This is a genomic window from Rhizobium sullae (assembly GCF_900169785.1).
GTDB classification, from domain to species: Bacteria; Pseudomonadota; Alphaproteobacteria; order Rhizobiales; family Rhizobiaceae; genus Rhizobium; species Rhizobium sullae.
In genome coordinates this window covers 108,394-129,883 of sequence record NZ_FWER01000011.1, presented here as the reverse complement: position 1 = coordinate 129,883, position 21,490 = coordinate 108,394, and the positions used below count along the sequence as shown (strand labels likewise).

General features: G+C 60.2%; 21 protein-coding genes and 1 tRNA gene. 10 read left to right on the top strand and 12 right to left on the bottom strand.

From position 1 onward, the window contains the following. The first annotated feature begins 76 nt into the window (after window positions 1-76). From infA to BN1800_RS12070, 5 genes are all read left to right on the top strand, one after another. Window positions 77-295: a translation initiation factor IF-1 gene (gene infA / locus BN1800_RS12095; protein WP_003545338.1), complete on the top strand. Its 219-nt coding sequence runs from the start codon at window positions 77-79 to the stop codon at window positions 293-295. A 46-nt stretch (window positions 296-341) separates the two neighbouring features. Continuing rightward, window positions 342-962 (top strand): Maf-like protein, encoded by a 621-nt coding sequence (locus tag BN1800_RS12090; RefSeq protein ID WP_027509829.1) that lies wholly within the window; start codon window positions 342-344, stop codon window positions 960-962. 17 nt (window positions 963-979) lie between these two features. Continuing rightward, on the top strand, window positions 980-1,189 hold the full coding sequence (yacG, locus tag BN1800_RS12085; RefSeq protein WP_027509830.1) for a DNA gyrase inhibitor YacG: 210 nt from the start codon (window positions 980-982) through the stop codon (window positions 1,187-1,189). Window positions 1,190-1,369: 180 nt separating this feature from the next. Beyond that, a tRNA-Phe gene (locus tag BN1800_RS12080) sits at window positions 1,370-1,445 on the top strand. Between the two features lie 468 nt (window positions 1,446-1,913). Then, a complete protein-coding gene (locus BN1800_RS12070) occupies window positions 1,914-2,183 on the top strand; it encodes a hypothetical protein (RefSeq protein ID WP_086997745.1) in 270 nt (89 codons plus the stop codon). 205 nt (window positions 2,184-2,388) lie between these two features. Here BN1800_RS12070 and BN1800_RS43625 read toward each other — a convergent pair whose 3' ends face one another. The 3 genes from BN1800_RS43625 to BN1800_RS12055 form a co-directional block, all read right to left on the bottom strand. After that, window positions 2,389-2,805: a hypothetical protein gene (locus tag BN1800_RS43625; protein ID WP_342210302.1), complete on the bottom strand. Its 417-nt coding sequence runs from the start codon at window positions 2,803-2,805 to the stop codon at window positions 2,389-2,391. A gap of 257 nt (window positions 2,806-3,062) precedes the next feature. Then, a complete protein-coding gene (locus BN1800_RS43620; protein ID WP_342210301.1) occupies window positions 3,063-3,266 on the bottom strand; it encodes a hypothetical protein in 204 nt (67 codons plus the stop codon). A gap of 47 nt (window positions 3,267-3,313) precedes the next feature. After that, window positions 3,314-4,528 carry a TIGR03862 family flavoprotein gene (locus BN1800_RS12055; protein ID WP_086997742.1) on the bottom strand — a complete coding sequence of 405 codons (1,215 nt, stop codon included), beginning with the start codon at window positions 4,526-4,528 and terminating at the stop codon, window positions 3,314-3,316. A 118-nt stretch (window positions 4,529-4,646) separates the two neighbouring features. On the opposite strand from BN1800_RS12055, the gene BN1800_RS12050 reads away from it, so the two are divergent. Next, window positions 4,647-5,072 (top strand): OsmC family protein, encoded by a 426-nt coding sequence (locus BN1800_RS12050; protein ID WP_086997740.1) that lies wholly within the window; start codon window positions 4,647-4,649, stop codon window positions 5,070-5,072. Window positions 5,073-5,197: 125 nt separating this feature from the next. Further along, window positions 5,198-6,094: a DMT family transporter gene (locus BN1800_RS12045; protein WP_086997762.1), complete on the top strand. Its 897-nt coding sequence runs from the start codon at window positions 5,198-5,200 to the stop codon at window positions 6,092-6,094. Between the two features lies 1 nt (window position 6,095). On the opposite strand, the gene BN1800_RS12040 is transcribed toward BN1800_RS12045, so the two are convergent. The 7 genes from BN1800_RS12040 to BN1800_RS12010 all read right to left on the bottom strand — a co-directional run bounded on the left by BN1800_RS12040 (window position 6,096) and on the right by BN1800_RS12010 (window position 15,945). After that, window positions 6,096-7,118 carry a polysaccharide pyruvyl transferase family protein gene (locus BN1800_RS12040; protein WP_037141843.1) on the bottom strand — a complete coding sequence of 341 codons (1,023 nt, stop codon included), beginning with the start codon at window positions 7,116-7,118 and terminating at the stop codon, window positions 6,096-6,098. A gap of 33 nt (window positions 7,119-7,151) precedes the next feature. Then, window positions 7,152-8,642 carry a lipopolysaccharide biosynthesis protein gene (locus BN1800_RS12035; protein WP_027509837.1) on the bottom strand — a complete coding sequence of 497 codons (1,491 nt, stop codon included), beginning with the start codon at window positions 8,640-8,642 and terminating at the stop codon, window positions 7,152-7,154. 53 nt (window positions 8,643-8,695) lie between these two features. Beyond that, entirely contained in the window at window positions 8,696-9,628 is a 933-nt protein-coding gene (locus BN1800_RS12030) for a glycosyltransferase family 2 protein (RefSeq protein ID WP_086997737.1), read from the bottom strand. 497 nt (window positions 9,629-10,125) lie between these two features. Continuing rightward, window positions 10,126-11,703 carry a VOC family protein gene (locus tag BN1800_RS12025; protein WP_086997758.1) on the bottom strand — a complete coding sequence of 526 codons (1,578 nt, stop codon included), beginning with the start codon at window positions 11,701-11,703 and terminating at the stop codon, window positions 10,126-10,128. 62 nt (window positions 11,704-11,765) lie between these two features. Beyond that, a complete protein-coding gene (locus tag BN1800_RS12020) occupies window positions 11,766-13,385 on the bottom strand; it encodes a response regulator (RefSeq protein ID WP_027509840.1) in 1,620 nt (539 codons plus the stop codon). Window positions 13,386-13,388: 3 nt separating this feature from the next. Further along, window positions 13,389-13,814: a response regulator gene (locus tag BN1800_RS12015; RefSeq protein ID WP_027509841.1), complete on the bottom strand. Its 426-nt coding sequence runs from the start codon at window positions 13,812-13,814 to the stop codon at window positions 13,389-13,391. Then, the gene (locus BN1800_RS12010) at window positions 13,801-15,945 is read right to left on the bottom strand and encodes a PAS domain-containing sensor histidine kinase (protein ID WP_086997735.1); all 2,145 of its coding nucleotides are present in this window, start codon (window positions 15,943-15,945) and stop codon (window positions 13,801-13,803) included. Before BN1800_RS12010 ends, BN1800_RS12015 begins: the two co-directional genes overlap by 14 nt. A gap of 189 nt (window positions 15,946-16,134) precedes the next feature. Here BN1800_RS12010 and BN1800_RS12005 point away from each other — a divergent pair, with 189 nt between their 5' ends. The 3 genes from BN1800_RS12005 to BN1800_RS11995 all read left to right on the top strand — a co-directional run bounded on the left by BN1800_RS12005 (window position 16,135) and on the right by BN1800_RS11995 (window position 18,125). Continuing rightward, complete coding sequence (locus tag BN1800_RS12005; RefSeq protein ID WP_086997756.1) at window positions 16,135-16,515, top strand: response regulator; 381 nt, start codon at window positions 16,135-16,137, stop codon at window positions 16,513-16,515. 462 nt (window positions 16,516-16,977) lie between these two features. Beyond that, window positions 16,978-17,673 (top strand): helix-turn-helix transcriptional regulator, encoded by a 696-nt coding sequence (locus tag BN1800_RS12000; protein WP_027509845.1) that lies wholly within the window; start codon window positions 16,978-16,980, stop codon window positions 17,671-17,673. A 14-nt stretch (window positions 17,674-17,687) separates the two neighbouring features. Beyond that, window positions 17,688-18,125, top strand: a complete 438-nt coding sequence (locus BN1800_RS11995; RefSeq protein ID WP_027509846.1) for a response regulator — start codon at window positions 17,688-17,690, stop codon at window positions 18,123-18,125. A 6-nt stretch (window positions 18,126-18,131) separates the two neighbouring features. Here BN1800_RS11995 and BN1800_RS11990 read toward each other — a convergent pair whose 3' ends face one another. Continuing rightward, on the bottom strand, window positions 18,132-18,839 hold the full coding sequence (locus tag BN1800_RS11990; protein ID WP_086997732.1) for a sensor histidine kinase: 708 nt from the start codon (window positions 18,837-18,839) through the stop codon (window positions 18,132-18,134). 89 nt (window positions 18,840-18,928) lie between these two features. Next, entirely contained in the window at window positions 18,929-21,484 is a 2,556-nt protein-coding gene (gene secD, locus BN1800_RS11985; protein ID WP_086997729.1) for a protein translocase subunit SecD, read from the bottom strand. Window positions 21,485-21,490 lie beyond the last annotated feature (6 nt).

The following is a 21,490-nucleotide window of genomic DNA, read 5'->3' as shown; positions in this document are numbered from 1 at the left end:
CCTGATTGTGTAGTTTCCGCGCAAATTTTGAGGCGGCCAATGCCGCCATCTCAACCGACAGGAAGAAAACCTTTATATGCCTAAAGAAGAAGTCCTCGAATTCCCGGGTATTGTGACCGAACTTCTGCCGAACGCGACCTTTCGCGTGAAGCTCGAAAACGAGCACGAAATCATCGCCCACACGGCAGGCCGCATGCGCAAGAACCGCATCCGGGTGCTCGCCGGCGACAAGGTTCTTGTGGAAATGACGCCTTACGATCTCACGAAGGGCCGCATCACCTATCGTTTCAAATAGGCTTGGCCCGGAAGCCTGAAGGGCTTCCGTTTCCGGTCGAGGGTCCATGGCGCTCACATACAAGCTCATTCTGGCTTCCGGCTCGCCGCGCCGTGTCGACCTGCTCAACCAGGCAGGCATCGAGCCCTCGCGCCTGCTGCCGATGGATATTGACGAGACGCCGAGGAAATCCGAGCATCCGCGCTCGCTCGCCCGGCGCCTGTCGACGGAAAAGGCGGAAGCCGCCCTTGCCGCGATCAAGGGCGATATGGCCTGGAAGGGCAGCTATATTCTTGCCGCCGACACGGTGGTTGCCGTCGGCCGCCGCATTCTTGGCAAGGCCGAGTTCGCCGACGAGGCCTCTGCCTCGCTACATTTGCTCTCCGGCCGCAGCCACTGGGTCTATACCGGCGTCTGCCTGGTAACGCCCGACCGTAAGGTCCGCCAGAAGGTTGCCGAGACGAAGGTGCGCTTCAAACGCCTTTCCGCTTTCGAGATCGAGAACTATCTTGCCTCCGGGCAGTGGCGCGGCAAGGCGGGTGCCTATGGCATCCAGGGCCTGGCCGGCAGCTTCGTGCAGAAAATGGTGGGCTCTTACACCAATGTCGTCGGCCTGCCGCTTTATGAAACCATCCTGTTGCTGACCGGCGAAGGCTTCGACGTGCATAGCCGGTGGCCCGAGGGCTGAGCCCAGAGGAGACAGTTATGTCGGAAGAGAACAAACCAGCCGCCAATGTTGCACCGCTGCGCAAGGCGCGCCCCTGCCCGGAATGCGGCAAGCCCTCGCACCGCGACCATTACCCCTTCTGCTCCAACCGCTGCCGCGAGGTTGATCTCTCCCGCTGGCTGACCGGCGCCTATGCCATTCCGGTCACCGAGGACGAGAAGAAGGCGGACTACGACGACGAAGAGTAGGGGAAAATCCACAGCGAACCCCTTCAATTTGCTCGCAAATCCGCAAAATATCCCCAGTCGCCGAAAAACTGTCATTTGATGCTTGCCATGGCCGGACAAGATGCTATAACCCCGCTCGCTTCCGGGGTGAACCAAGGCCCCGCTCTTCTTTCAGCGAAGAATGGCCTGCGAAGCACGGATGCCCAGATAGCTCAGTTGGTAGAGCAGCGGATTGAAAATCCGCGTGTCGCTGGTTCGATTCCGGCTCTGGGCACCATTTCCCATCGGTCCATACCGCACACATAGGTTACGGATTATTCTTGAGACATGGGTAACACTTTTGGCCTGAAGGGGTTGGGAAGTGGGTTCGAGTCTGCACGTCTCGTCGTCGAAATATCCGACATCATATTCGATAAAGCTTGCGGGCCAAATCCGGTCGTCGACCTGTTTGATGCCGACGATCTGGCCGGCGAAGACCTGGCTGAGGTTGCCCCGAGCGCCAAAGCGCGGAGGTCTGTCGCGTCAGTTCCGCTCACCCCGTACGGGCAGCCGCAACGCCCCCTGAGGCTACTCTGGAAGATGCACGCAAGTTCTAGCTGAAAGAGAAGGTCGAGGGTACGCAGGATGGGGACAAGAAGACCCAGCGTGTCGATCGTAGTAGTAGGGCATAATCAGAACCGCGCTTGGACACGACCCATTCCTATCCAAACTGACCCGTGCCGACGCCCGCGAAGTACGCGATCACATGATCAGCGAGCTTGGAATGAAGCCGGAGCCCGTCCACCGGTACCTGAGTGACATTAGGGCCGTCGTCAACTATGCAATCGAGGAACTTCCGCTGCCGGGCGTAACGAACCCATTCAACAAGCTGGAAGTGAGGACGGAGCAGCTTGCAGAAGATGCGCAACCCATTCTCCCAGGAGTAGCTGAGCAGGAGCGTGTGCGAGTGCTAACGCACGCTAGCGACGCCTCCAGCGGATATGGCGTTTGCTGGAAGGGACTGGGTGCCGTCTAGCCGAGATAGCGGGGCTGCTCGTGGCCGATGTAAAGCTGGACCACGAGAACCCCCACGTCGACCTCGTATTTCATCCGCACCGCCTTCTGAAGAACAAAGGGTCTACTCGTAAGGCGCCGCTCGTCGGCGATGCGTTGCCAGCAGTGAGGAAGCGGTCGATAGCGTTGGCGGCTCTTTCTTGTTCGCCCAGTATGTTGAGACAACCTTAGGGCCGCTTGAAGGGTCCCTCTTCATTCTCATCACGGTTCAGCCGCTCGACCAACTCGTCGGCCTCCTCTTCGGACAGCATGTCCATGACAATCCCATCGATAACGACCGGCTGTCCGGTTATCGCGTCGACTACCGTCCAGTAGACGTTCAGGTTCTTGTGACGGCTATACCGCTCGGTTGCCATGAGGTGTGCCTTTGGGTGCTGTGGCGCAAACCTGGCTCTCATCTTCCTGTTCCGCTTCTTCATCCCCTTCTCTTGGGCGTTAAGGATAAACTCAAGGTTGCTAGCGGTATCGTGAGGTAACCGATCGAGAACCGCTCCGTTCGTTTCCGCAGCCTTTCCTTCGCGGTAGTCTATGACACGCCACGTGCCGTCAGGGTTCTCCTCTAAACCGTACCGCCTGTAGGGCATTGGTCACCGTAGATTACTTTAGGTAAACCTAAAACGCCGACCCGGAATGTTTTGTTGCAACTTCATCTGACAACCATCCAATGTACGGCACGCGCGATGATCCCCGGTACTCCTTCGATCCGCCTCACAATGCAACCTAACTATTTGAAAAAGATCAATAAAGCTCTCAAATTGAAGCGCGGATGGTGCTTAGCTCTCTGCATTGGGAGGTCAAACACATTCGAAAAATGGGGCATCATGATCCACGTGACGTCCTCTCAAGCCGAGCTCAACCAAGCGTTAGACTCAGGGCCGACATCACCGGCATCCTCGCATATCTCTTCGTGGTTCTCCTCATCACGTGTGCCGTCGATCACCATGAGCTTCCGAACAGCGGGCCATACAAGGTCAGCCGGAAAGCCCTTGGGAGCCTTACCGCTGGCTACTGCCTCGGTCTTGGCATCTTTGAACGAACGGATCATTGCTCGGCTCCCTGATGCAAAAGGAAAGATTGCACACTCGTCTGGTCTCAGCTTTTCGCCCTGAGCCAATTAATGATGCTATGCGCAGCAGCCTTCCCCGTCGCCAAGCACGCCGTCAGCAAATACCCACCCGTTGGCGCCTCCCAGTCGAGCATTTCCCCAGCAGCGAAGAGGCCGGGGTTGACTGCTAGCATGTAGCTGTCGTCAAGCGCGCTCCATTCGATGCCGCCGGCGGAGGATATGGCCTCGGAGAGGGGGCGGGGGCGGGTGAGTGGGATCGGTAGGGATTTGATGAGGTTTGCGAGCCTCGAAGCGTCCTGAAGGTCGGTTTCGTTTGCGAGTTCGCGTAGCAAGGCGGTCTTGACACCGTCGAGGCCGGCGCCTTTTCGCAGGCGGTTGGAGCGGCTGGCTTTCCTATCCTGCCGGGCGAGGTCTTTTGCCAGGCGCTCAGTGCTTCGGCCGGGTGCGAGGTCGATGATGAGAGATGCGAGTTTGCGGGTTTCGAGAGCGTCGCGCAGTGCTGCGGAATGGGCGTAGACGAGGCTGCCTTCGATGCCGTGGCGGGTGATGACGAACTCGCCGGGAAAGGTGCCGGCGGGCGAGGTGGCGGTGACGGATTTGAGCGGCTCGCCAGCGAAACGCTCGCGGAAGGTTTCGCTCCAATCGACGTCGAAGCCGCAATTGGCGGGGCGGAACGGCGCGATGCTCACGCCCTTTTCCCGGAGCCAGGGCGCCCAGGCGGCATTCGAGCCGAGGCGCGGCCAGCTGGCGCCGCCAAGGGCCAGCAAGGCGGCATCAGGGTGGACGACGAAACCGCCTTTCGGCGTCTCGAACGCGTAACCATCCGCCTCGAAACCGGTCCAGCGGTGGCGCGTCAGGATTTCGACGCCCTGCGCCTCAAGACGTGCGATCCAGGCGCGCAGCAGCGGCGAGGCCTTCATGACCTTCGGGAAGACGCGGCCGGACGAACCGGTGAAGGTCTCGGTGCCCAGTTCCTCCGCCCACGCGCGGACATCGTCGGGTGTGAAGCCGTCCAAGGCGGTCCGCAACCGGTCGGACGCCTTGCCGAAGCGGGTGACGAAGCGCGCGTAATCTTCCGAATGAGTGATATTGAGGCCGGACTTTCCAGCGAGCAGGAATTTGCGCGCCACCGTGGGCATGGCGTCGTAGACGGTGACGGCGTGGCCGGATGCCGAAAGCACCTCGGCCGCCATCAGGCCCGCCGGCCCGCCGCCGATGATCGCGATCTGTTTTTTCTTCATGGTTCGCCTGATACAGGATTCACGCCCGCGCGTCTCCGGATTTGCGGAAAGCGGATTCGTTGCGGGCCACCGGCAAACTCACTAATTTGAGATCCCACGATCAACGGAGTTTCGCGGCATGGCCGACCTCAAGGCAAAACCAAGACCGACTGGCGCCACCGCCGTTCTCGGGCGCACCGGCTTTCCGCATGTCACCTCGGTGACGAAGGGTGAGCTAGATATCGTCACAAGCCCGTCGCAGCCGGGTTTCAACCCGCTGGACCTGCTCTATTCCTCGCTTTCCGCTTGCCTGGTGCTGAGCGCGCGCATCGCCGCAAGCCAGATGGGCGTGCTAGACAAGATCACCGAATTGACGGCGGATGTGACGGGCGAGAAGGCGACGGAAGGGCCTTCGCGCGTCAAGAAGTTCAATATCGCCTTCGGCATCAAGGGCGATATCGACGAGGGGACGCGGCAGAAGATCGCTCATGCGGCGGAAGAGATCTGCACGGTGAGCAATACGATCCGCGGCAAGCCGGAATTCGCAACGGCGATTTCCGGCTGACGCAGCCGGACATCAGTCACTTTTGTCCGCAATTGTCGCTCCTGCGCTATCTTCGGTTGCTTTCATCGGGTAATTCGCTGCCGATCGCCGCTTTCACTGGACGCGGCGCAGAAAGCATCGAGATCATGTCGCAAGCCGCTTCCGCAACCGTCGAAACAGCACCTTCCAATCGCCTTGCCCTCGCGGCACTGATCCTTGGCGGGGCGGCGATCGGCGGCTCGCCGATCTTCGTGCGGCTGTCGGAAGTCGGGCCGATGGCGACCGCGTTCTGGCGCGTTGCGCTCGCCCTGATACCGATCGTCCTATTCTCGTTGATCAAGGGCAAGGATGCCGGACCGAAACCGGAAAAGCTTTCGGATTATGGGCTGCTGGTCCTGCCGGGCGTAATCCTCGCCCTGGATCTTGCTGCCTGGCATCTCTCGATCACCATGACGTCGGTCGCCAATGCGACGCTGCTGGCGAACCTTGCGCCCGTCTTCGTCACGATTATCGGCTTCCTGTTCTTCCGCGCGGTCGTGACGCGGCTCTTCGTTATCGGTCTGGCGCTGGCATTGGCCGGCGTCGTCATTCTGAAGGGCGGGCCTTCGGCCTTTGGGAACGGGGATCTGGCGGGTGATGGTATCGCGACCGTCGCGGCGTTGTTCTACGCCGTCTATATCCTTGCGATCGGCAGGCTTAGAAGCCGGTTCGATACCATCCGAATCATGCTCTGGAGCACGGCGTCTGCCGCGGTTACCATCTTTCCGCTGGCTTTGGCCTTCGAGGATCAGATCTTGCCGGCCACCGCTTATGGCTGGGCGATGGTTTTCGGCCTCGCCTTCGTCAGCCATGCCGGCGGGCAAGTAGCGATCGCTTATGCGCTCGCCTATCTGCCAGCCGCCTTCTCCTCGCTGACGCTGCTGCTCCAGCCGGTCGTCGCGGCGATCCTTGCGTGGATATTGCTGAGCGAAGCGATCGGTCCAATGCAGGCGATCGGCGGCGCAGTGGTGCTCGCCGGGATCATGATCGCCCGGCGAGGTTAGATCAGGCGACCGCGGCAGGCCTTACACGCCGGGCATCGAGGATGGCAAGCGCCTCGTCGACGGTGGCGGCAAGCGTTGCCTTTTCCGTATTGCAGGTGCCCCAAGCTTCGATAAAGCTGCTCGTCTTGCCGTAGCTGTTGTCCAGCACGCAATGATCGGCGCCGATCAATACGCACATGATGTGGCCGTGCATGCGGTCGGTGATGACCTGGCGGGCCGAGCCGAGCAGCGCCACGCCGCGATCGAAACGCTGCTGTGCGCGCTCGCGATAGGCAAGCTCCGTCATGCGGGCACGCCCGCCGATCTTGCCGGAAAGCAGGCCCTTCAGGATCGCGGTATGCTTGGTCTGCCGCTGGAAATCCGCGGGCTCATCCGGCCAGTCGGATTTGACGGTGCCGGGACGTCCCGTGGCAGCGGTGAGATCCTGCGGTGTCCCGACTTCCTGATCTTCGCGGAGATTGAGCAGCAGCTCGTGCTGCGGTGCCGGGCGCGCGACAGGGCCGATGCAGAAGGCCATATCCGGGCAAAGGCGCGTGTCGCACTGGAACCAGCGGCGCGCGAATTCCAGGCTCTTCTTGTCGCGCACCAGGAGGGTGAAGTTGCCGTGCTGCTCGATGGCGCGGGCCGTGCTGTCGATATTGGCCTGTTCCTTGAAATGGATCGTCTGCGGCATCTGGATGATCGGTCGGCCCTTGAATTTCGTCAGCATGCCTTCCCGGAACTGACGGTAGCCGGCCCATATGTCGCCGAAATTGCCGCCGCCGTGCAGGAAGATACGGCCACTGCCAATCGTCGCGAGCATCCGCTCCTCGTCATAGGTCGGAATCTCGGTCACATAAGCCGGCCGCGTCTTGCGGCGGTCGAAATAGGCAAGCTCGCCGAGCCAGATAGCGCTGTCGCCGATATTGTAGTGGTTGGGAAAATCGAGCAGCGCGAAGCGCTCCGCCGGATCGACGAGATCGGAGAGGTTGTTGGCGATCAGTCCTTGAAGGCGGTTGATGATCGTAATGTTGGTTTCCTGCATGAAAGGCTCCTGTTTACTGGCCCAGCTGCGAAGCTAGGCCTCGGCGCGTTTGCCGAACGGCAGCAGCGACTTGCCGAGTGCGATATAGGGACGGATGGCCTTTCTGCCGAAGATCGGCAGAAAAGCCAGATAGACGATTGCGCCGAGCCCGATGCTGGCGCCGAGAGCTATCCAGCGGCTTTGCAGATGTTCGGCGATGTAGGGATGGGCGAACCAGACGCAGACAGCCATAACCGCGCTGCCACAGAAGGGAAGGGCGACCGCCTTGAATGTGCCGGCTGCATCGATCCCGGCATACTTGCTCAGCACATATTGCTGGTAAGGCATCGTCAGCCAGGCCCGCAGCACATAGCCTGCCGCAACCGCGAGGATGCCGTAGGGGATCAGTAGCCAAGTGAGGATCAGCGTCGCCACAAGCTGGAGGGCGGCCACCGAGAGGATCGATTCCGCACGGTTGGCCGCGGAAAGCGCCGAGGATGCGAAGAAGTTCGTCACAAACGGCACGGACATCAGCACCAGCACGGTGGCGATATCGCCGGCATTGCCCCATTTGTCGCCGAAGAGCAGGGCGATCATGTCGTTCGACAGCGCGCCGAAACCGAAGAGCAGCGGGATCGTGCCGAGAGCGGCCGCACCGACGATCTTGTTGTAGGCATTGCGAAAGGCGGTGCGATCGTTCTGCAGGCGCGACAGCGTGACGAGCGAAACGCTGCCGATGGGCGCAAGGACGGCCTGGCCGATTAGTTCAATCAGCCGCCAAGCGATGCGGTAACGGCCGACTTCAACGGCGCCGTACCAGCGGGAAATGAAGATATCCTGCACGCGGGCAAGCAGCATCCACATGAGCTGCGTGACCACGAGGCTGACGCTGAAGAGGAAGACTGAACGGAACTTCTCGAGATTGAAGCGCAGGCGCGGCATCCACGGGTAGGACACCCAGCCGAGGACGACGGTGACGGCGGCAGTGACCGCAGTCTGCGCCACCAGCGCCCAGATGCCCCAGCCGAGCCAGGCGCAGACGACGGCGGTGATGCCGGAGAGCAGGCTCGCAGCGATGCTCTGCGCCGCAAGGCTCTTGTGGCCGAAATCGCGTGCCAGCCGCGCATTGTGAACAACTGCAAGCGACGAGAGGGGCAGCAGCGGCGCCAGCCATTGCAGGATGCCCGCCACCGAAGGATCGCGGACGAGCTGGCCGTAATAGGGCGCGAAGACGAAGACGAGGGAGGCGACGACGGCGCTGAAGGCGACCGTTGCCCAGAAGCAGGTATCGGCGAGTTCCTCGTCGAGATCGAGCTGCCGGGTAATCGCATCGCCAAGCCCGGCATAGGCGAGCACACGGCCAATCTCGACGAAAAGGCTTGCGAGCGCGAAGGTTCCGAAATCAGCAGGCCCGAGGATGCGGGCAAGGATGACGAAGATGACAAAGGTTGCGACGGTGCTCCACGCGACGCGGACCACCGACCAGAGGACGGAGAGCGCCGTCTTCTTCTTCAGGTCGGCATGCGCAACTGCATTATCTGCCATTCAGGCTCCAATCGAATGTGGTGCGCAATCGAGGGCATTGCGGCGATGACGGATCAGCTGCGGATCGCTGATGTCGCGCGTTTCGCCTTGGCGCTCCGCCAATAGGCGAGCATGCCGGTGATATTGTCGCGAAGCTGGCGGCGATAGGTTAGCCCCATCTCGTCGCTCATCCTGCGACCGCTGATTGCTTCCTTGATTGCCTGGCGGATATCCCAGCGCAGCATGCCGCGCATGTTGGAGCGCCGGTCGAACATGTATTTCGCATAGAGCGCGCCATTACCGAAGGCATAGCCCGCGTGCAGGCGGTGAATGTCCTCGATCTTGCGGCGGCCATGGAAGTGCTTGACGACGACATCGGGGGAATATTCGACACGGATGCCGGCGTTGAAGGCGCGGTGAATGTAATCCGTATCCTCCCCCGAGCGGAAGGGCGATCCGGCGCCGAAGCGCGGATCGAAGAGGCCAATCGCTTCGCAAAGCGCCTTCGGGAAGGCCATGTTGCAGCCGTGGATGAAACCGCCGGCATGAAGCTCGCTGGTCAATGCGGCGGGCTCGCGTTCGGTCTTGATGGTGACCGGAAGATCGCGCGCATCACCGAGCTCGACCCGCCCTCCGCGCATGACGATCTCGGTATCATCGGCGAAGGCGGCATCAATGGTCGTGAAGTACTCGGGGAACACTTCGCAATCATCATCTGTGAAGGCAAGGAGACGGCCGGCGGCGGCAGCAATCCCGCTATTGCGGGCATTGGCGAGGCCGGGCAGCGTTTCGTAGATGAGATTGGTATCGATCGGCGCCAAGGCCGCCCATTTGCGGAAGACGTCCGAGGTGTCGTCGGTCGACCCATTGTCCACGAAGACGAGTTCAAGGTGCAAATGGCCTGCCTGCCGCGCGGCGGCGACGATGGCATCCAGGCAGTTCAATAGGCCATAGGCCCGATTTCTCGAAGAGATGATCAGGCTGATGTCAACAGGCCGAGGAGGCATTTATTTCCCCTTCTGCGATCGATGTCCGGGTGAAGATAGGCCGCACATCAAGGTTCGGCAAGGATTTTTTGCGCTGCAGCAAAATAGAACAGATACGGTAAAAATAGAAGAAATGAGGTAATTTGTTGACGAAGACGTGTCGTTTGACGAGAGTTAGAAACTCCAACGAAGAAACATGTAATAATATTTGATGGCTATTGTATTTAGTGATCGAGTGTATAGCCTTTAGGAAATTTACCTGTGTCTTGTTATTTTTTATTTTATGGATGTATCGTATTTTTCTTTAAAATTATTCAAATAATATTTTATTACAGAGCGATGGAATGTTTCGTTTTCATTGAGGTAAATGCAGAGATCATCGAATTGAGTGATGCCGACAAGAGGTGAGCAGAAAAGTCCTTCTGGCAAAGATAATGGTTGGAAATACATCTGCACTAAACTCGTTGGAGGAAGTCCATTCCAAGAAATCATCACGCTTCGGAAGGCTTTCCAGGGCGTTATTGCGGGGCGCTGGCTTGGCGGGTTTTCTGCAAAAGCCACTTCTGGATGATCGGCACATCGGCATCGCCGAGGTCATGGCCGCCGGAGATGACGTCCGAATCGACGGTCGCGCCGGCGGTTTTCAGCCGTGTCTGAAGCTCGTTGGCATACCGGCCATAGGCGTCGGTCTTGCCGCTGATGACGAGCAGATCCGTGCCCGTAAGGTCGGCACGCGGATAGTCCGTCAGGACCGGCATGGAGCGGAGCAGCACGGCGCGGTGCACGAGGCTCGGATGCAGGTAGAGTAGCGAGTTCAGCAGATTGGCGCCGTTGGAATAGCCGACATAGACGATCTTCCTCGGATCGAGGCCGTAGGATTTGACGGCGCTGTCGATAAAGGCGGCGAAGGCTTCCGCCTCGTTCTTGATGTCGTCCTGATCGAAGGCGAACGGCGTTATGCGCTTGTACCAGCGCGGGAAGCCTTCTTCCGTTGCGCGGCCGCGCACGCCGAGCAGTGTGGCGCGCGGCGACACCTTATGCAGCAGCGGCATCAGCGTCGTCTCGTTGCCCCCCGATCCGTGAAGCAGCACGAACACGCTGCCGTCCGGATCCGGTGGTGTGTAGAAGCGGTGGACGAAGGGCAGGTCGCGATAGTTCACGCGGGGCTCGCCGGGCATGGAGAACTGCGGCAGGACCACCTTCAGGTCCTCGAGATTGGTGATTGGATCCTTCGGCGGCACGAAGAGCATGGAGCCGAGGGTTTCGGCCTGTTCATCGACGGTCATGCCGGGCTTGTCCGTTGCAAGTTCGGCCAGCGTGCCGCCAGGCTCGCGGGCATAGAGCGAGCGGAAATATTTGCGGTCATGCATGCTGGTTGCCGAGAAGTTCGTCTCCCGGAGCGCTTCGTGAACTGTCGACAACTGGGCATCGTCGGTGGCGCGGAAAGCCACGTGATCGACCGTGCCTGTTCCCGGCGCACCGGACCAGAAGCCGCGGGCATTGCGGACATCGATGACGTCGCCCGATTGCGAGACGAGACGATCGATCGCGCCCTTGCTCACCTGGAAGCGATAGCCGAAGTGTCTTTCGAGGAAGCTGCGGCTTTCCTCAGGCACTTCCGTCAGCATGGTCGCGCCGCGGATGCGCTGCACGGCGTGCTCGATCGGCACCGGACCGCCACGCCAGGGCGCGCCGCTCTTCAGTTCCTTGTTGCCGGTGAGCTTCAGGATGATGTTGTCGGGATCCTTGAGACGCAGCACCGTCTCGCCGAACTCGTCTCCCGGCCCCTCCATGCGCAGGCCGAAACTCATGGCCCGCGTCAGCCAGTAGCCGATGCTCGTAGGGTCGATGGCAAGGGCGATCTCGCTGATCTGCCCGAAGCCCGCGCGTCCTGGTGAACCGTCTTCCCACGCGAGGAAAGTGAGAAGCGAACCGGGTGTGCCGGCAGCGTCGCCATAGAAGAGATGCAACTGCGTCGCGTCTTCGAATCCGGCCGTCCGTTTGACAAGCCGCAGGCCGAGGAAGCCTGCGTAGAAGTCGACGTTCGCCTGCACTTTGCGGGTAATCGCCGTCACGTGATGTATGCCAGAAACCATTGAGAGCAGTCCGGATTGGATAGGAGTAGCGAGCAATGCCAGAACGAGAGCCGATATGAAAGTCATGCCAGTGCCGTAGAAGATTGCCTTGATTGTTCTACACACAGAACGAGCGAATCGCCGAGCGGTTGCAGTTTCAACGTACCAACGTCCTCCAGCATCTGTTCCAGTTGCTGCAGGGTTGGCGGCTTCACCATATAAGCGAGCGCGCCGAGCTCCTTCGCTCTTTGAATATCGCCTTCGTCGCTTGATGTGCTGAGGATGCAGACCGGAATGCCGCGGAGCCGTCCGTCAGCTGCAAGCGCACTCAGGACCTCGAAGCCGTCCATGAGCGGCATGTTGATGTCGAGCAGCATCAGGTCCACCGGCGGCTGATCCGGTATTGCGGCACGCTGTTCGAGCAGCCGCATCGCCTCGCGGCCGTTCGCCGCGACGTGAAGATTGAAGCTGACCTTCTCGCGGCGCATGAGCTTCAGTTTCAGAAGCTGTATGTCGGCTGGGCTGTCTTCGACGAGCAATACTTCAGCAAGCCTGCGAGTCGCCTCCGTCGCATGTTCGTACGGCCGGACGCTTTGAGCGGCAGGCATTGCCATGGGTGCTGCGGCGGCTGCCAGGGCAAGGGGCACTTCGAGGATGAAGGTCGCGCCTTCGCCGCCACACGCCTCGCACCAGATCGCGCCGCCGTGCAGCTGCGCTATGCGACGGCAGATGGCCAAGCCGAGGCCGGTTCCTTCGATGCCGCGGCCGACGAGTCGTTTGAACGGCTGGAAAATCAGCTCGCAATGCTGGGGATCGATGCCGGGACCGTTGTCGCTGACGGAAAGACGGCAAATGCCGCTGTTTGCCGTCGCGGCGATCCTGATCTCCGGCGTGCGGTTCTCGCAATAACGGATGGAATTCGAGACGAGGTTCTGCAGAAGCTGGATCAGCAACGTCGCATCGCCCATTACTTCCGGCAGGTCCCCGCGAATGATCGCTGCCTGACCGCTTTCGATCTGCCGATGGAGATTATCCTCCACCTGATCGAGCACCGAAGCGAGCGCGACGGGCTTCAGCTCGAGGTCGGCGGCAACTTCGAGCTTGGTAAAACCCGAAACCTTGACGATCAGGTCCTCCATGTGGTCGGCGGCGCTCAGCACGTAGTCGAGAAGCTCGCGATCCTCGGCTGGCAGTGAAGAGGAACCGTGCAGGATCTTGCTGAAGGACTTGATGGTTCTCAGCGGTTCTTTGAGATCGTGCGCCATCGCACGCGTGAAGATTTCGAGAGATTGGCGCTTCTGCTCCAGCTTGGTTTCCAGCGCGCCATGCATGATGGCATTCTGGATGCAGCGGTGCAGCGCTTCCGGCGACAGCGCATCCTTGGTCAGATAATCCCGCGCGCCGCTCTTCATCACTTCGACGGCAACCGTCTCGTTGCCCTGGCCCGTCAGCATGATGACATTGGCGGATGGATAGAGCTTGAGGATCTCCGCAAGAATGCCGAGGCCGTCGCGGCCGGGCAGAGAGTAATCGAGTAGGATGCAGTGCGGCCGTTTTCCCCTGATCAGCACGAGGCCCTCGTCTCCGGTTTCGGCCTCGGATACGGCGTAGGCGGTGCCCGGCACGCGGTCCAGCATGCGCCGGTAGACCTCGCGGTCGTCGATGTTGTCGTCGATGATCAGTATCGAGCAGACTTCTGCCAATCGTCACTCCTCTAAGGGCAGTATGGCAATCTCGAACCAGTATTCCTTCAGCCTTTGTATGGCTGCAAAAAGGCCGTCCAGATCGACGGGCTTCTGCACATAGGTATTGGCGCCGAGGGCATAGCAGCCTTCGATGTCGCGCTCATCGTCGGAGGTCGTCAGGATGACGACCGGTATCTTGTGCCAGTGCGCATTGGATTTGATCGCCTCCAGCGTCTTGCGGCCGTCGAGCCCCGGCATGTTGAGATCGAGCAGGATCAGGCCCGGCCGCGGGCTCATGGCCGTCAGCATATCGAGAGCTTCTTGTCCCGAAGGCGCCCAGTGGATCGGGTTGCGCAGGTTCGTGCGCTTGAAAGCGCGGATCGTCGCCTCGAAGTCGTCCTCGCTATCCTCGACGATGAGGATTGGTTGCGTGTCACGCTGCTGCATTCTGGCCCTCGCGCTTCCTGCCCAAAGTGAAATAGAACGTCGTACCGATGCCGATTTCCGATTCCAGCCATATCTCGCCATTGTGACGGGCGATAATCTTGCGGACGAAGGTCAAACCGGCCCCCGTTCCGTCATCCGAATCCTGCGATTTTTCCAGGCGTTTGAAAATGCGGAAAATATCCTCATGGAATTCCTTGGCTATGCCTTTGCCGTTGTCTTTGACGAGAAAGACGTTATGCGCCGTCGTGCCGTCCCTGGCGACGAAGCGCTCGAGATAGCCGATGCTGACGAGCGGTCGGGGTTTGTCGTTGTATTTGATCGCATTGGTAATGAGGTTCCGGAAGACTTCCGTGAGTCGCGGCGCATCGCAGACCACCTCAGGCAATTGGCCGTCGATGACGACCTTGGCATGCCGCTCTTCCAGAAGCAATTCCATGGTGGCGACCACATCCTTGACGACGAGGTTGATATCGGTGCGCTTCACCGCAAGCTGCTGGCGGCCGATCCGCGAGAAATAGAGGAGGTCGTTGACCAGCTTCTCCATGCGCTGGCTGAGCCGCACCAGGCGGTTGAGGCGCCGCACGCCATCGTCATCGAGCTGGCCCCCGTAGTCCTCCAACAGGAAGCGCGAGTGGTTATGTAGCCCGCGCAGCGGCTCCTTCAAATCATGCGAAGCGATATAGGCGAACTCGTCGAGGTCGTGATTGCTGCGCTCCAGATCGGCGGTATAGTCTTCAAGCTGCGCCAGCGTCGTCCTCAGCCGCTCCTCCTGGTTCACGCGCTCGCTGATATCGCGAAGGATCCCGACAAAGGTCTTTATTCCGCCGCTCTTCACCTCGCTGATGGAAACGTCGAGTGGAAAGACGGCATTGTTCTTGCGCCGCCCGGAAACCTCGCGTGTCGTGCCGATGATCCGCTGCTCGCCGGTTTCGGCATAGTGGCTGAGATAGCCGTCGTGCTCCGAATGATAGGGCTCCGGCATCAGCATCTTGACGTTCCTGCCGATCACCTCTTGCGGCGCGTAGCCGAACATCTGTTCGGCGGCCGGATTGAAGCTCGAGATCGTTCCCTTTTCATCGATCGTGAGTACCGCGTCCGGCGTATTGCGCACCAACGCACTGAAGCGGATGCGCTCGGTCTCCAGGCTCATCCTGTTCCGAACGTAGTAGAACACAAGCAAGGCAATCAGCCACAGCATGACGACGGTGATCGACCGGTTCGTGATCTCGTGCCAGAGACTCGCACTATCGTGGCGGACGGCAAAGAAGCCGAGCAGGACGAGGATCGTGCACACGAGGGCGAAGAGAAGCGACGCCTTCCGGTTCCTGAACCAGAGGGCGGTCAACACCAGCGGCACGTAGAGAATGCCGTTTGCCACTCCAAGGGGCGTGTAGAGATCTGCGAGAAGTCCGGTGAAGCACACGAGCGCCGGAACCCAGAGCGGTATCCGGCCGCGGCTTTCGGGCTGCCGCCACCAGGCGCTTGCGAGCAATCCCCCACCGAAGGTCACCACGCCAATTGCCGTCGGCAGCGCCATCGCTGCATAAGGCCCCCAGCGGTAGCCTTGTTCGGCATTCGTGACATAGCTGGCAAGCGCGATCATGCCGAGCGTGACGACGACATAGCTTATCAGTTCCTGGATAAGCGGGGCCCGGGCTTCCCGCCAATTCTGGGCTGCGATCAGCGACAGATTTCCGAGCAGGAAGATCAGCGAAGCATTCGGCCCCATGCCGCCGCCGATTTGCGCGGCAAAATCCGGAGGAATAAGAATGTTGGTCAACAGCCGGTCGACGTTATGAACGGTGCGACCGAGGGTGGCGATCTCGATCAACCGGGCGAGCACAATCAGGACGACGGACGCGGAGGCGATCGTTGAGAGAAGGGATGCCAGCGGCCGGCGCCTGGCGGACGTGGAAAGTGCGATGCCTGACAGAACAAAACAGAGCGCCGTGTTGAACGCCATCGAGGGGAAATCAGGAACGAACGACGTGATGACCTCGACCTGCAACAACCAGCCCGCAAGTACAGTCAGGCCGAGAAGGACGAGCAGAAGGCCGATGACGATGACGGCGGAGCGATAGCGCTTCCCCGTCCTTTGCGGGTCGTCCTGTAGCCCTGCCGCATTCCACACGTCGTCAAGCCTCCCCGGTCGGGTGCCAATTCTTGCTGAAATCCCGAAAGACACAATAGGAAAACGTATGGTTGCGCGGCTGATTCAGCGGTTGAGGCCTGCCGCCGCTATCGATTGCCGCAAAATACGGCTAGTCTGGCAAAAACGCACAATCGAGGAGCATTCCGGGGTCGCCGGATGCAAGCACCGATGCCGGTCATATTTTATATCGATGACAGCAGGGATGATCTTTTCTACCTCGACTACATCCGCAAGAAGGAGCGGATCGCTGTTGATCTTTTCTGTTTTACAACAGCAGAGGCGGCTTTGACCGCCCTGGAGCAGCGATTTGCCAAAAGCGCAGCACTTCCGGACATGCTGATCGCCGATCTTTATATGCCCCTCGACAGCGGTCTCGCACTCGTCGCGCGGCTTCGCATGGAGGCTCGGTTCATCCCGATACGGCTTTGTGTCTGCAGCGGCTCGGATGCGGAGGAAGATCGCGAGCGCGCCCTGGCTGCAGGCGCTGATTCCTTTCTGCAAAAACCTCTCGACTTTGCGGCAATTCTGCGTCCTCGAATGTTGCGCTGAATGCAAAATAGCACGCAAACAGCTGTAAATCCGGCGCCAAGCGCGGCTGGAAACGGCGATTGACAAGGCTGTTTCAGGATTTCAAGATACAACCACTGGGGAAGAGGAGTGATTTGAGCACTGAGAGAGCCGACCTGTCCAGATTCGCCGCCACGAATTCCAGCCAACCCCTAGCTGAGTGGACCTATCAGCTCTCTCGTGCTTACTTCCGGCACTTCTTCCGCTCTTCATGGATGGTGAACAACGGAATTGCGATACCTAGGTAAGAATTACGACTGTCCTGTGTATCACTTGCGGTTGAGAGAATTGATGCCGTTCCGCCTTCAGGATACTGGAAGTCCCCACTCCGTTATCCTTATCAATTGTCTCGCAATTTTTGTAACTTCTTGCATGCGCGACGTATATCCCAAGATTTCGGGATGACGGTGATTTCCGGAGATTCGACATAGGGATTTTGCTGTAATGACCAATGCTGCGGCGGTTCCATTCCATACCGGGCCCGAGCTTAGCCGGGCGATCAATCGCACCGACTTTTTCCGCCTCTTCAAGGCGGCGGCGCAGCACTATCGCTTTGACAATTTCGCGCTTGCGCGCATTTCCGAGGCGAATGCACCTTTCGGCGAGCGTGAAATCGTCATCACCAATATTGCTGAACGCCGGGCCCCGCTTTTCATCCAGATGCTCAAGGAAGCGCTGGGTCCCGTCAAGGCAAAAACCGCGCAGTTTCTGACAACGCCTGTCTACGGCAAGAGCGGGTCGATCGAGGCTGACCTCGTATTCAATGAATTCAACCGCAATACGTTTCTGCTCATTCCTCTCTTCACGCCGGAGGGGCGGCGCTACTGCCTCGTCCTCAGCGGCACGCGGCCGGAGCCCGATCAGGGAGAAGTTGCCGACGTTCTGCTCGATGCCATGCGCATTTTCGACAAGCTTTACGAGGAAATCTTGACGCAAGAGATGTCAGGGCGCCTGACGCAGCGGGAGGCGGAAATCGTCAAATGGACCAGCGAAGGCAAGACTTCAGCGGAGATCGCGATCATTCTCGGATTGTCGGAACATACCGTAAATTCCCATATCACGGCGGCGGTCAGGAAGCTTAATGCCGTGAACCGCGTTCATATGGTGGCGATCGCCCTCAGGAATGGCTTGGTTTCGTGACCGGAGATAACAGCATGAGCACCGCAGCGGGTCCGGAAGACGCCGTCAAAGTCCTGTTCGTGGATGACGAATTCGTCGAATTCAGGTCGCTGAAGAAGAAGATCGGCAGCCTTTCCGAGCCTGCCGTCGATATCGAATATTCGCAGTCGATCGGCGACGCGTTGGAGAAGGTCAAGGGCGAGCGGTTCGACCTCATTCTGCTCGACAACCGGCTGCTGCCGAATGCCGATTTCCGCGAGACGGTGCCGGAGCTTCGCGCCATCGGCTACACGGGGCCGATCGGCGTCGTTTCTACGGATATTTCAGGCGGCTATTTTCAGCAGTTTCCGGATTATGGCGTCGATTTCCGCATCGGCAAGGATGAAATCGACGCGCGGACGCTGCAATACATTATCCGCGAGTACGTAAAGTACAACCTGCCCGACTACTGGAAAGATGACTACACGATCTGATCGCGATCAGGTGGCGGGCAGCCGGATCGTGAAACGGCTTCCCGTTTGGTCCGAATGGCTGAGCGTCAGGTCGCCGCCGAGCGCGGTTAAGAGCTCGCGCGCGGCCGTCAGCCCCAGGCCGGAGCCGGCCACGGCGTCTGGCTGGGGCAGCTTCCAGAAAGGTTCGAATATCCGCTCCTGATGGGCTGGCTCAATGCCTCGCCCGTTGTCGGAAATATGGATCAGCCAATCGCTACCGCTCCTTTCCGCCGCCAGTTCGACATGCAGTGTCGCCGCGCCCCGATAAAGCAGCGCATTGGCGAGGATGTTCTTCAGCGCGGTCGAAAGAAGGGCGGCATCGCTGTTGAGGCTTGGAAGCGTGTGATGGCTGAAGGTCGCGTCATTGGCCCCCACCTCGGCCTTCAATTCAGTCCAGAGACCGTCAACGATCGGGCCGAGTTCCACCGGGGCGGGCGAAACCTGCGGCGTGCCCGCAGCGAAGCTCATCAGTGCCTTGGTGAGGCGCTGCGCGGTCTGGGCTTTCTGAAGGATTGCCGTGAGGCTTTCGCGCTGTTCGCTATCGAGCGTCTCACTGAGTTCGTCCAGCAGGATTTCCGCATACATCGCGATGTGCCGGAGCGGCGATTGGAGGTCGTGCGAAGCGGTCGCCAGAAAACGCCTCATGCGCTCCTCGCTGGCGCTGGTAACAGCAGTTGGCATTGGACCGGATGACATACAACCTCTCACTTCATTGAAGGGAAGATAGAAAGAGGGCGCCGGTTCGGCAACCGGCGCCCTCTGGGAACATGTCTGTCGAAGGTTTCTTAGCCGATTGACTTGCGCGGCTCGGTGGCTTCCGGTGGGATGATCTCCGCCTCGGCGGAGGCCGCCGCGGCCTTGGCGTGGCGGCGGCGCCAGTCACCGAGGAAGAGCAGGATCGGCGCTGCGATGAAAACCGACGAGAGCGCGGCGACCGCAATGCCGAACACCATCGGGATTGCGAAGCTCTCGACCGCGCTGCCGCCCCAGATCGCCATCGGAAGCATGGCGAGGAAGGCGGTGGCGGAGGTGTAGAGGCTTCGGCCGAGCGTTTCGTTGATCGACTTGTCGATGAGCTCGCGAAGCGGCATCGACTTGTAGAGGCGCATGTTTTCACGCATGCGGTCATAGACCACGACCTTGTCGTTCACCGAATAACCGACAAGCGTCAAAAGCGCCGCGATGGCCGTCAGGTTGAAGTCGAGCCCGGTGAGCGCGAAGAAACCAATGGTCTTCGTCACATCGAGGACGAGGGTCGCGATGGCGCCGACCGCAAACGGCCATTCAAAGCGCGCCCAGATATAGACGAGCATCGCCAGGCTTGCGAGAACGACCGAAAGAATGCCGGCGACCGCGAGCTCGCCGCTGACCTTCGGGCCGACGACTTCCGTCCGCTCGATCGTTGCCGACGGATCGACCTTGACGATCTCCGCCTTCAGCTGATTGACGGCGGTCGTCTGCGCTTCCTCGCCGCCCGGCTGGCGCTCGGCGCGGATGAGGATATGATTGCTGTCGCCGAAGGACTGCAGCGCCACTTCGCCGAGGCCGAGTGCATCAAGGTCTTCACGGAAGGAGGCGAGATCGGCGGCCTGTGCCGTCTTCACTTCCAACTGGATGCCGCCGCGGAAGTCGACGCCGTAGTTGAGGCCAGGCGTGACGAACAGCACGACGGAAATGATGGAAAGCGCGGCGGAAAGCGCAAGCCCGAAGAAACGCGCCTTCATGAAGTGGATCTGCGTGCCGTCCGGGACGAGGCTGATCGGAAGCAGTGGCTTGATGTTGATGACCTTCATCTTCCTGCGGCGGGCGATCGCCATCATCGCGACACGGACGATGGAAACGGCAGTGAACATGGAGATCATGATGCCGAGGCCCATGGTGACGGCGAAGCCGCGAACCGGGCCGGAGCCGAACCAGAACAGCAGCACGGTCGCGATCAGCGCCGTCATGTTACTGTCGACGATGGTCGAGTAGGCGCGGCTGAAGCCGGCGTCGATGGCGGCGAAGGCGCCACGGCCCTTCCGGGTCTCTTCACGGATACGCTCGTTGATGAGAACGTTCGCATCCACCGCCAGACCGATGCCGAGGACGACACCGGCAATGCCAGGCAGGGTCAGCGTCGAGCCGATCAGCGTCAGGCCGGCAAAGGTCAAAATCACGTTCAGGAAGAGCGCGACGTTGGCGAGCAGACCCCAGCCGCCGTAGAGGAAGAACATGAAGCCGACGACCAGCGCGAAGCCGATGAGACCGGAGGTCAGGCCCTTCTTGATGGCGTCGCCGCCGAGATCGGCGCCGACAGTGCGCTCCTCGATGACCGTCAGCTTGGCGGGAAGTGCACCGGCGCGCAGCATGGCCGCAAGCGTGGTGGCGCTTTCTGCTGTGAAGCTGCCGGAAATCTGGCCGGAGCCGCCGGTGATCGGTTCGCGGATGACGGGCGCGCTCAATACCTTGCCGTCGAGGACAATGGCGAAGGGATTGCCGACATTCTGCCGGGTAATATCCGCAAAGCGGGTCGCGCCGGCGCTATCGAAGCGGAAGCTGACGATCGGCTCGCGGGTGTTCTGGTCGAAGCCGACGCGGGCATCGGAAAGGCGGTCGCCGGAAATTTCGACGCGGTCTTCCACCGGATAGGTATTGCCCTCATCGTCCTTCATCATGGTGACGCCCGGTGCTGGGGCATTGCTCGGGGCAAGCATGTGGAACGTCATCTTGGCGGTGGAGCCGAGCAACTGGCGCAGGCGGGTCGGATCCTGCGTGCCCGGAAGCTGGACGAGGATACGGTTTCCGCCGACGCGCTGGATCGTCGGTTCGGCGACGCCGACCTGGTCGACGCGCTGGCGGATGACCTCGAGGCTCTGCTCGACGGCCGAGTTTACGTTCTGCGTGATGCCGGCCTCCGAGAAGGTCATCGTGATGTTGTTCGTGCCGCTGGCAGCGATATCGAGATCGGACTGACCGGCGGTGAGGCCGACGCCAACCGGGTTCGCCAGCGCCTGCAGATCGGTGATGGCAGCATCGCGCTGTGTCGGGTCCGTCAGCGTCACGACGATCTGGCTCTGGTTGCGGGCGACCGAGCTGGTTGCAACACCCTTTTCGCGCAGCACGCGCCGGGTATCCTGCAGGAGCGATTGCAGGCGTTCCTTCGTCAGTTCCGATTCATCGACTTCGAGAACCAGGTGAGAGCCGCCGCGAAGGTCGAGACCGAGAGAGACCTGATCATGAGGCAGCCAGGAAGGCACGCGGTCGAGGACGTTTTGCGGCACGACGTTCGGCAATGCCGTGAGAATGCCGAAGAGAATGATCACCGTATAGGTGAGCACCAGCCATGGTGAGGTGCGCATGTCGTT

Coding starts and splice junctions, on each gene's coding strand:
- BN1800_RS11990 (WP_086997732.1), bottom strand. CDS start 18,839: ATGTCATCCGGTCCAATGCCAACTGCTGTTACCAGCGCCAGCGAGGAG.
- BN1800_RS12040 (WP_037141843.1), bottom strand. CDS start 7,118: ATGCAGGAAACCAACATTACGATCATCAACCGCCTTCAAGGACTGATC.
- BN1800_RS43620 (WP_342210301.1), bottom strand. CDS start 3,266: ATGATCCGTTCGTTCAAAGATGCCAAGACCGAGGCAGTAGCCAGCGGT.
- BN1800_RS12090 (WP_027509829.1), top strand. CDS start 342: ATGGCGCTCACATACAAGCTCATTCTGGCTTCCGGCTCGCCGCGCCGT.
- infA (WP_003545338.1), top strand. CDS start 77: ATGCCTAAAGAAGAAGTCCTCGAATTCCCGGGTATTGTGACCGAACTT.
- BN1800_RS12025 (WP_086997758.1), bottom strand. CDS start 11,703: ATGGTTTCTGGCATACATCACGTGACGGCGATTACCCGCAAAGTGCAG.
- BN1800_RS12035 (WP_027509837.1), bottom strand. CDS start 8,642: ATGGCAGATAATGCAGTTGCGCATGCCGACCTGAAGAAGAAGACGGCG.
- BN1800_RS12015 (WP_027509841.1), bottom strand. CDS start 13,814: ATGCAGCAGCGTGACACGCAACCAATCCTCATCGTCGAGGATAGCGAG.
- BN1800_RS12055 (WP_086997742.1), bottom strand. CDS start 4,528: ATGAAGAAAAAACAGATCGCGATCATCGGCGGCGGGCCGGCGGGCCTG.
- BN1800_RS11995 (WP_027509846.1), top strand. CDS start 17,688: ATGAGCACCGCAGCGGGTCCGGAAGACGCCGTCAAAGTCCTGTTCGTG.
- secD (WP_086997729.1), bottom strand. CDS start 21,484: ATGCGCACCTCACCATGGCTGGTGCTCACCTATACGGTGATCATTCTC.
- BN1800_RS12030 (WP_086997737.1), bottom strand. CDS start 9,628: ATGCCTCCTCGGCCTGTTGACATCAGCCTGATCATCTCTTCGAGAAAT.
- BN1800_RS12070 (WP_086997745.1), top strand. CDS start 1,914: ATGATCAGCGAGCTTGGAATGAAGCCGGAGCCCGTCCACCGGTACCTG.
- BN1800_RS12000 (WP_027509845.1), top strand. CDS start 16,978: ATGACCAATGCTGCGGCGGTTCCATTCCATACCGGGCCCGAGCTTAGC.
- BN1800_RS12045 (WP_086997762.1), top strand. CDS start 5,198: ATGTCGCAAGCCGCTTCCGCAACCGTCGAAACAGCACCTTCCAATCGC.
- BN1800_RS12050 (WP_086997740.1), top strand. CDS start 4,647: ATGGCCGACCTCAAGGCAAAACCAAGACCGACTGGCGCCACCGCCGTT.
- BN1800_RS43625 (WP_342210302.1), bottom strand. CDS start 2,805: ATGCCCTACAGGCGGTACGGTTTAGAGGAGAACCCTGACGGCACGTGG.
- BN1800_RS12005 (WP_086997756.1), top strand. CDS start 16,135: ATGCCGGTCATATTTTATATCGATGACAGCAGGGATGATCTTTTCTAC.
- yacG (WP_027509830.1), top strand. CDS start 980: ATGTCGGAAGAGAACAAACCAGCCGCCAATGTTGCACCGCTGCGCAAG.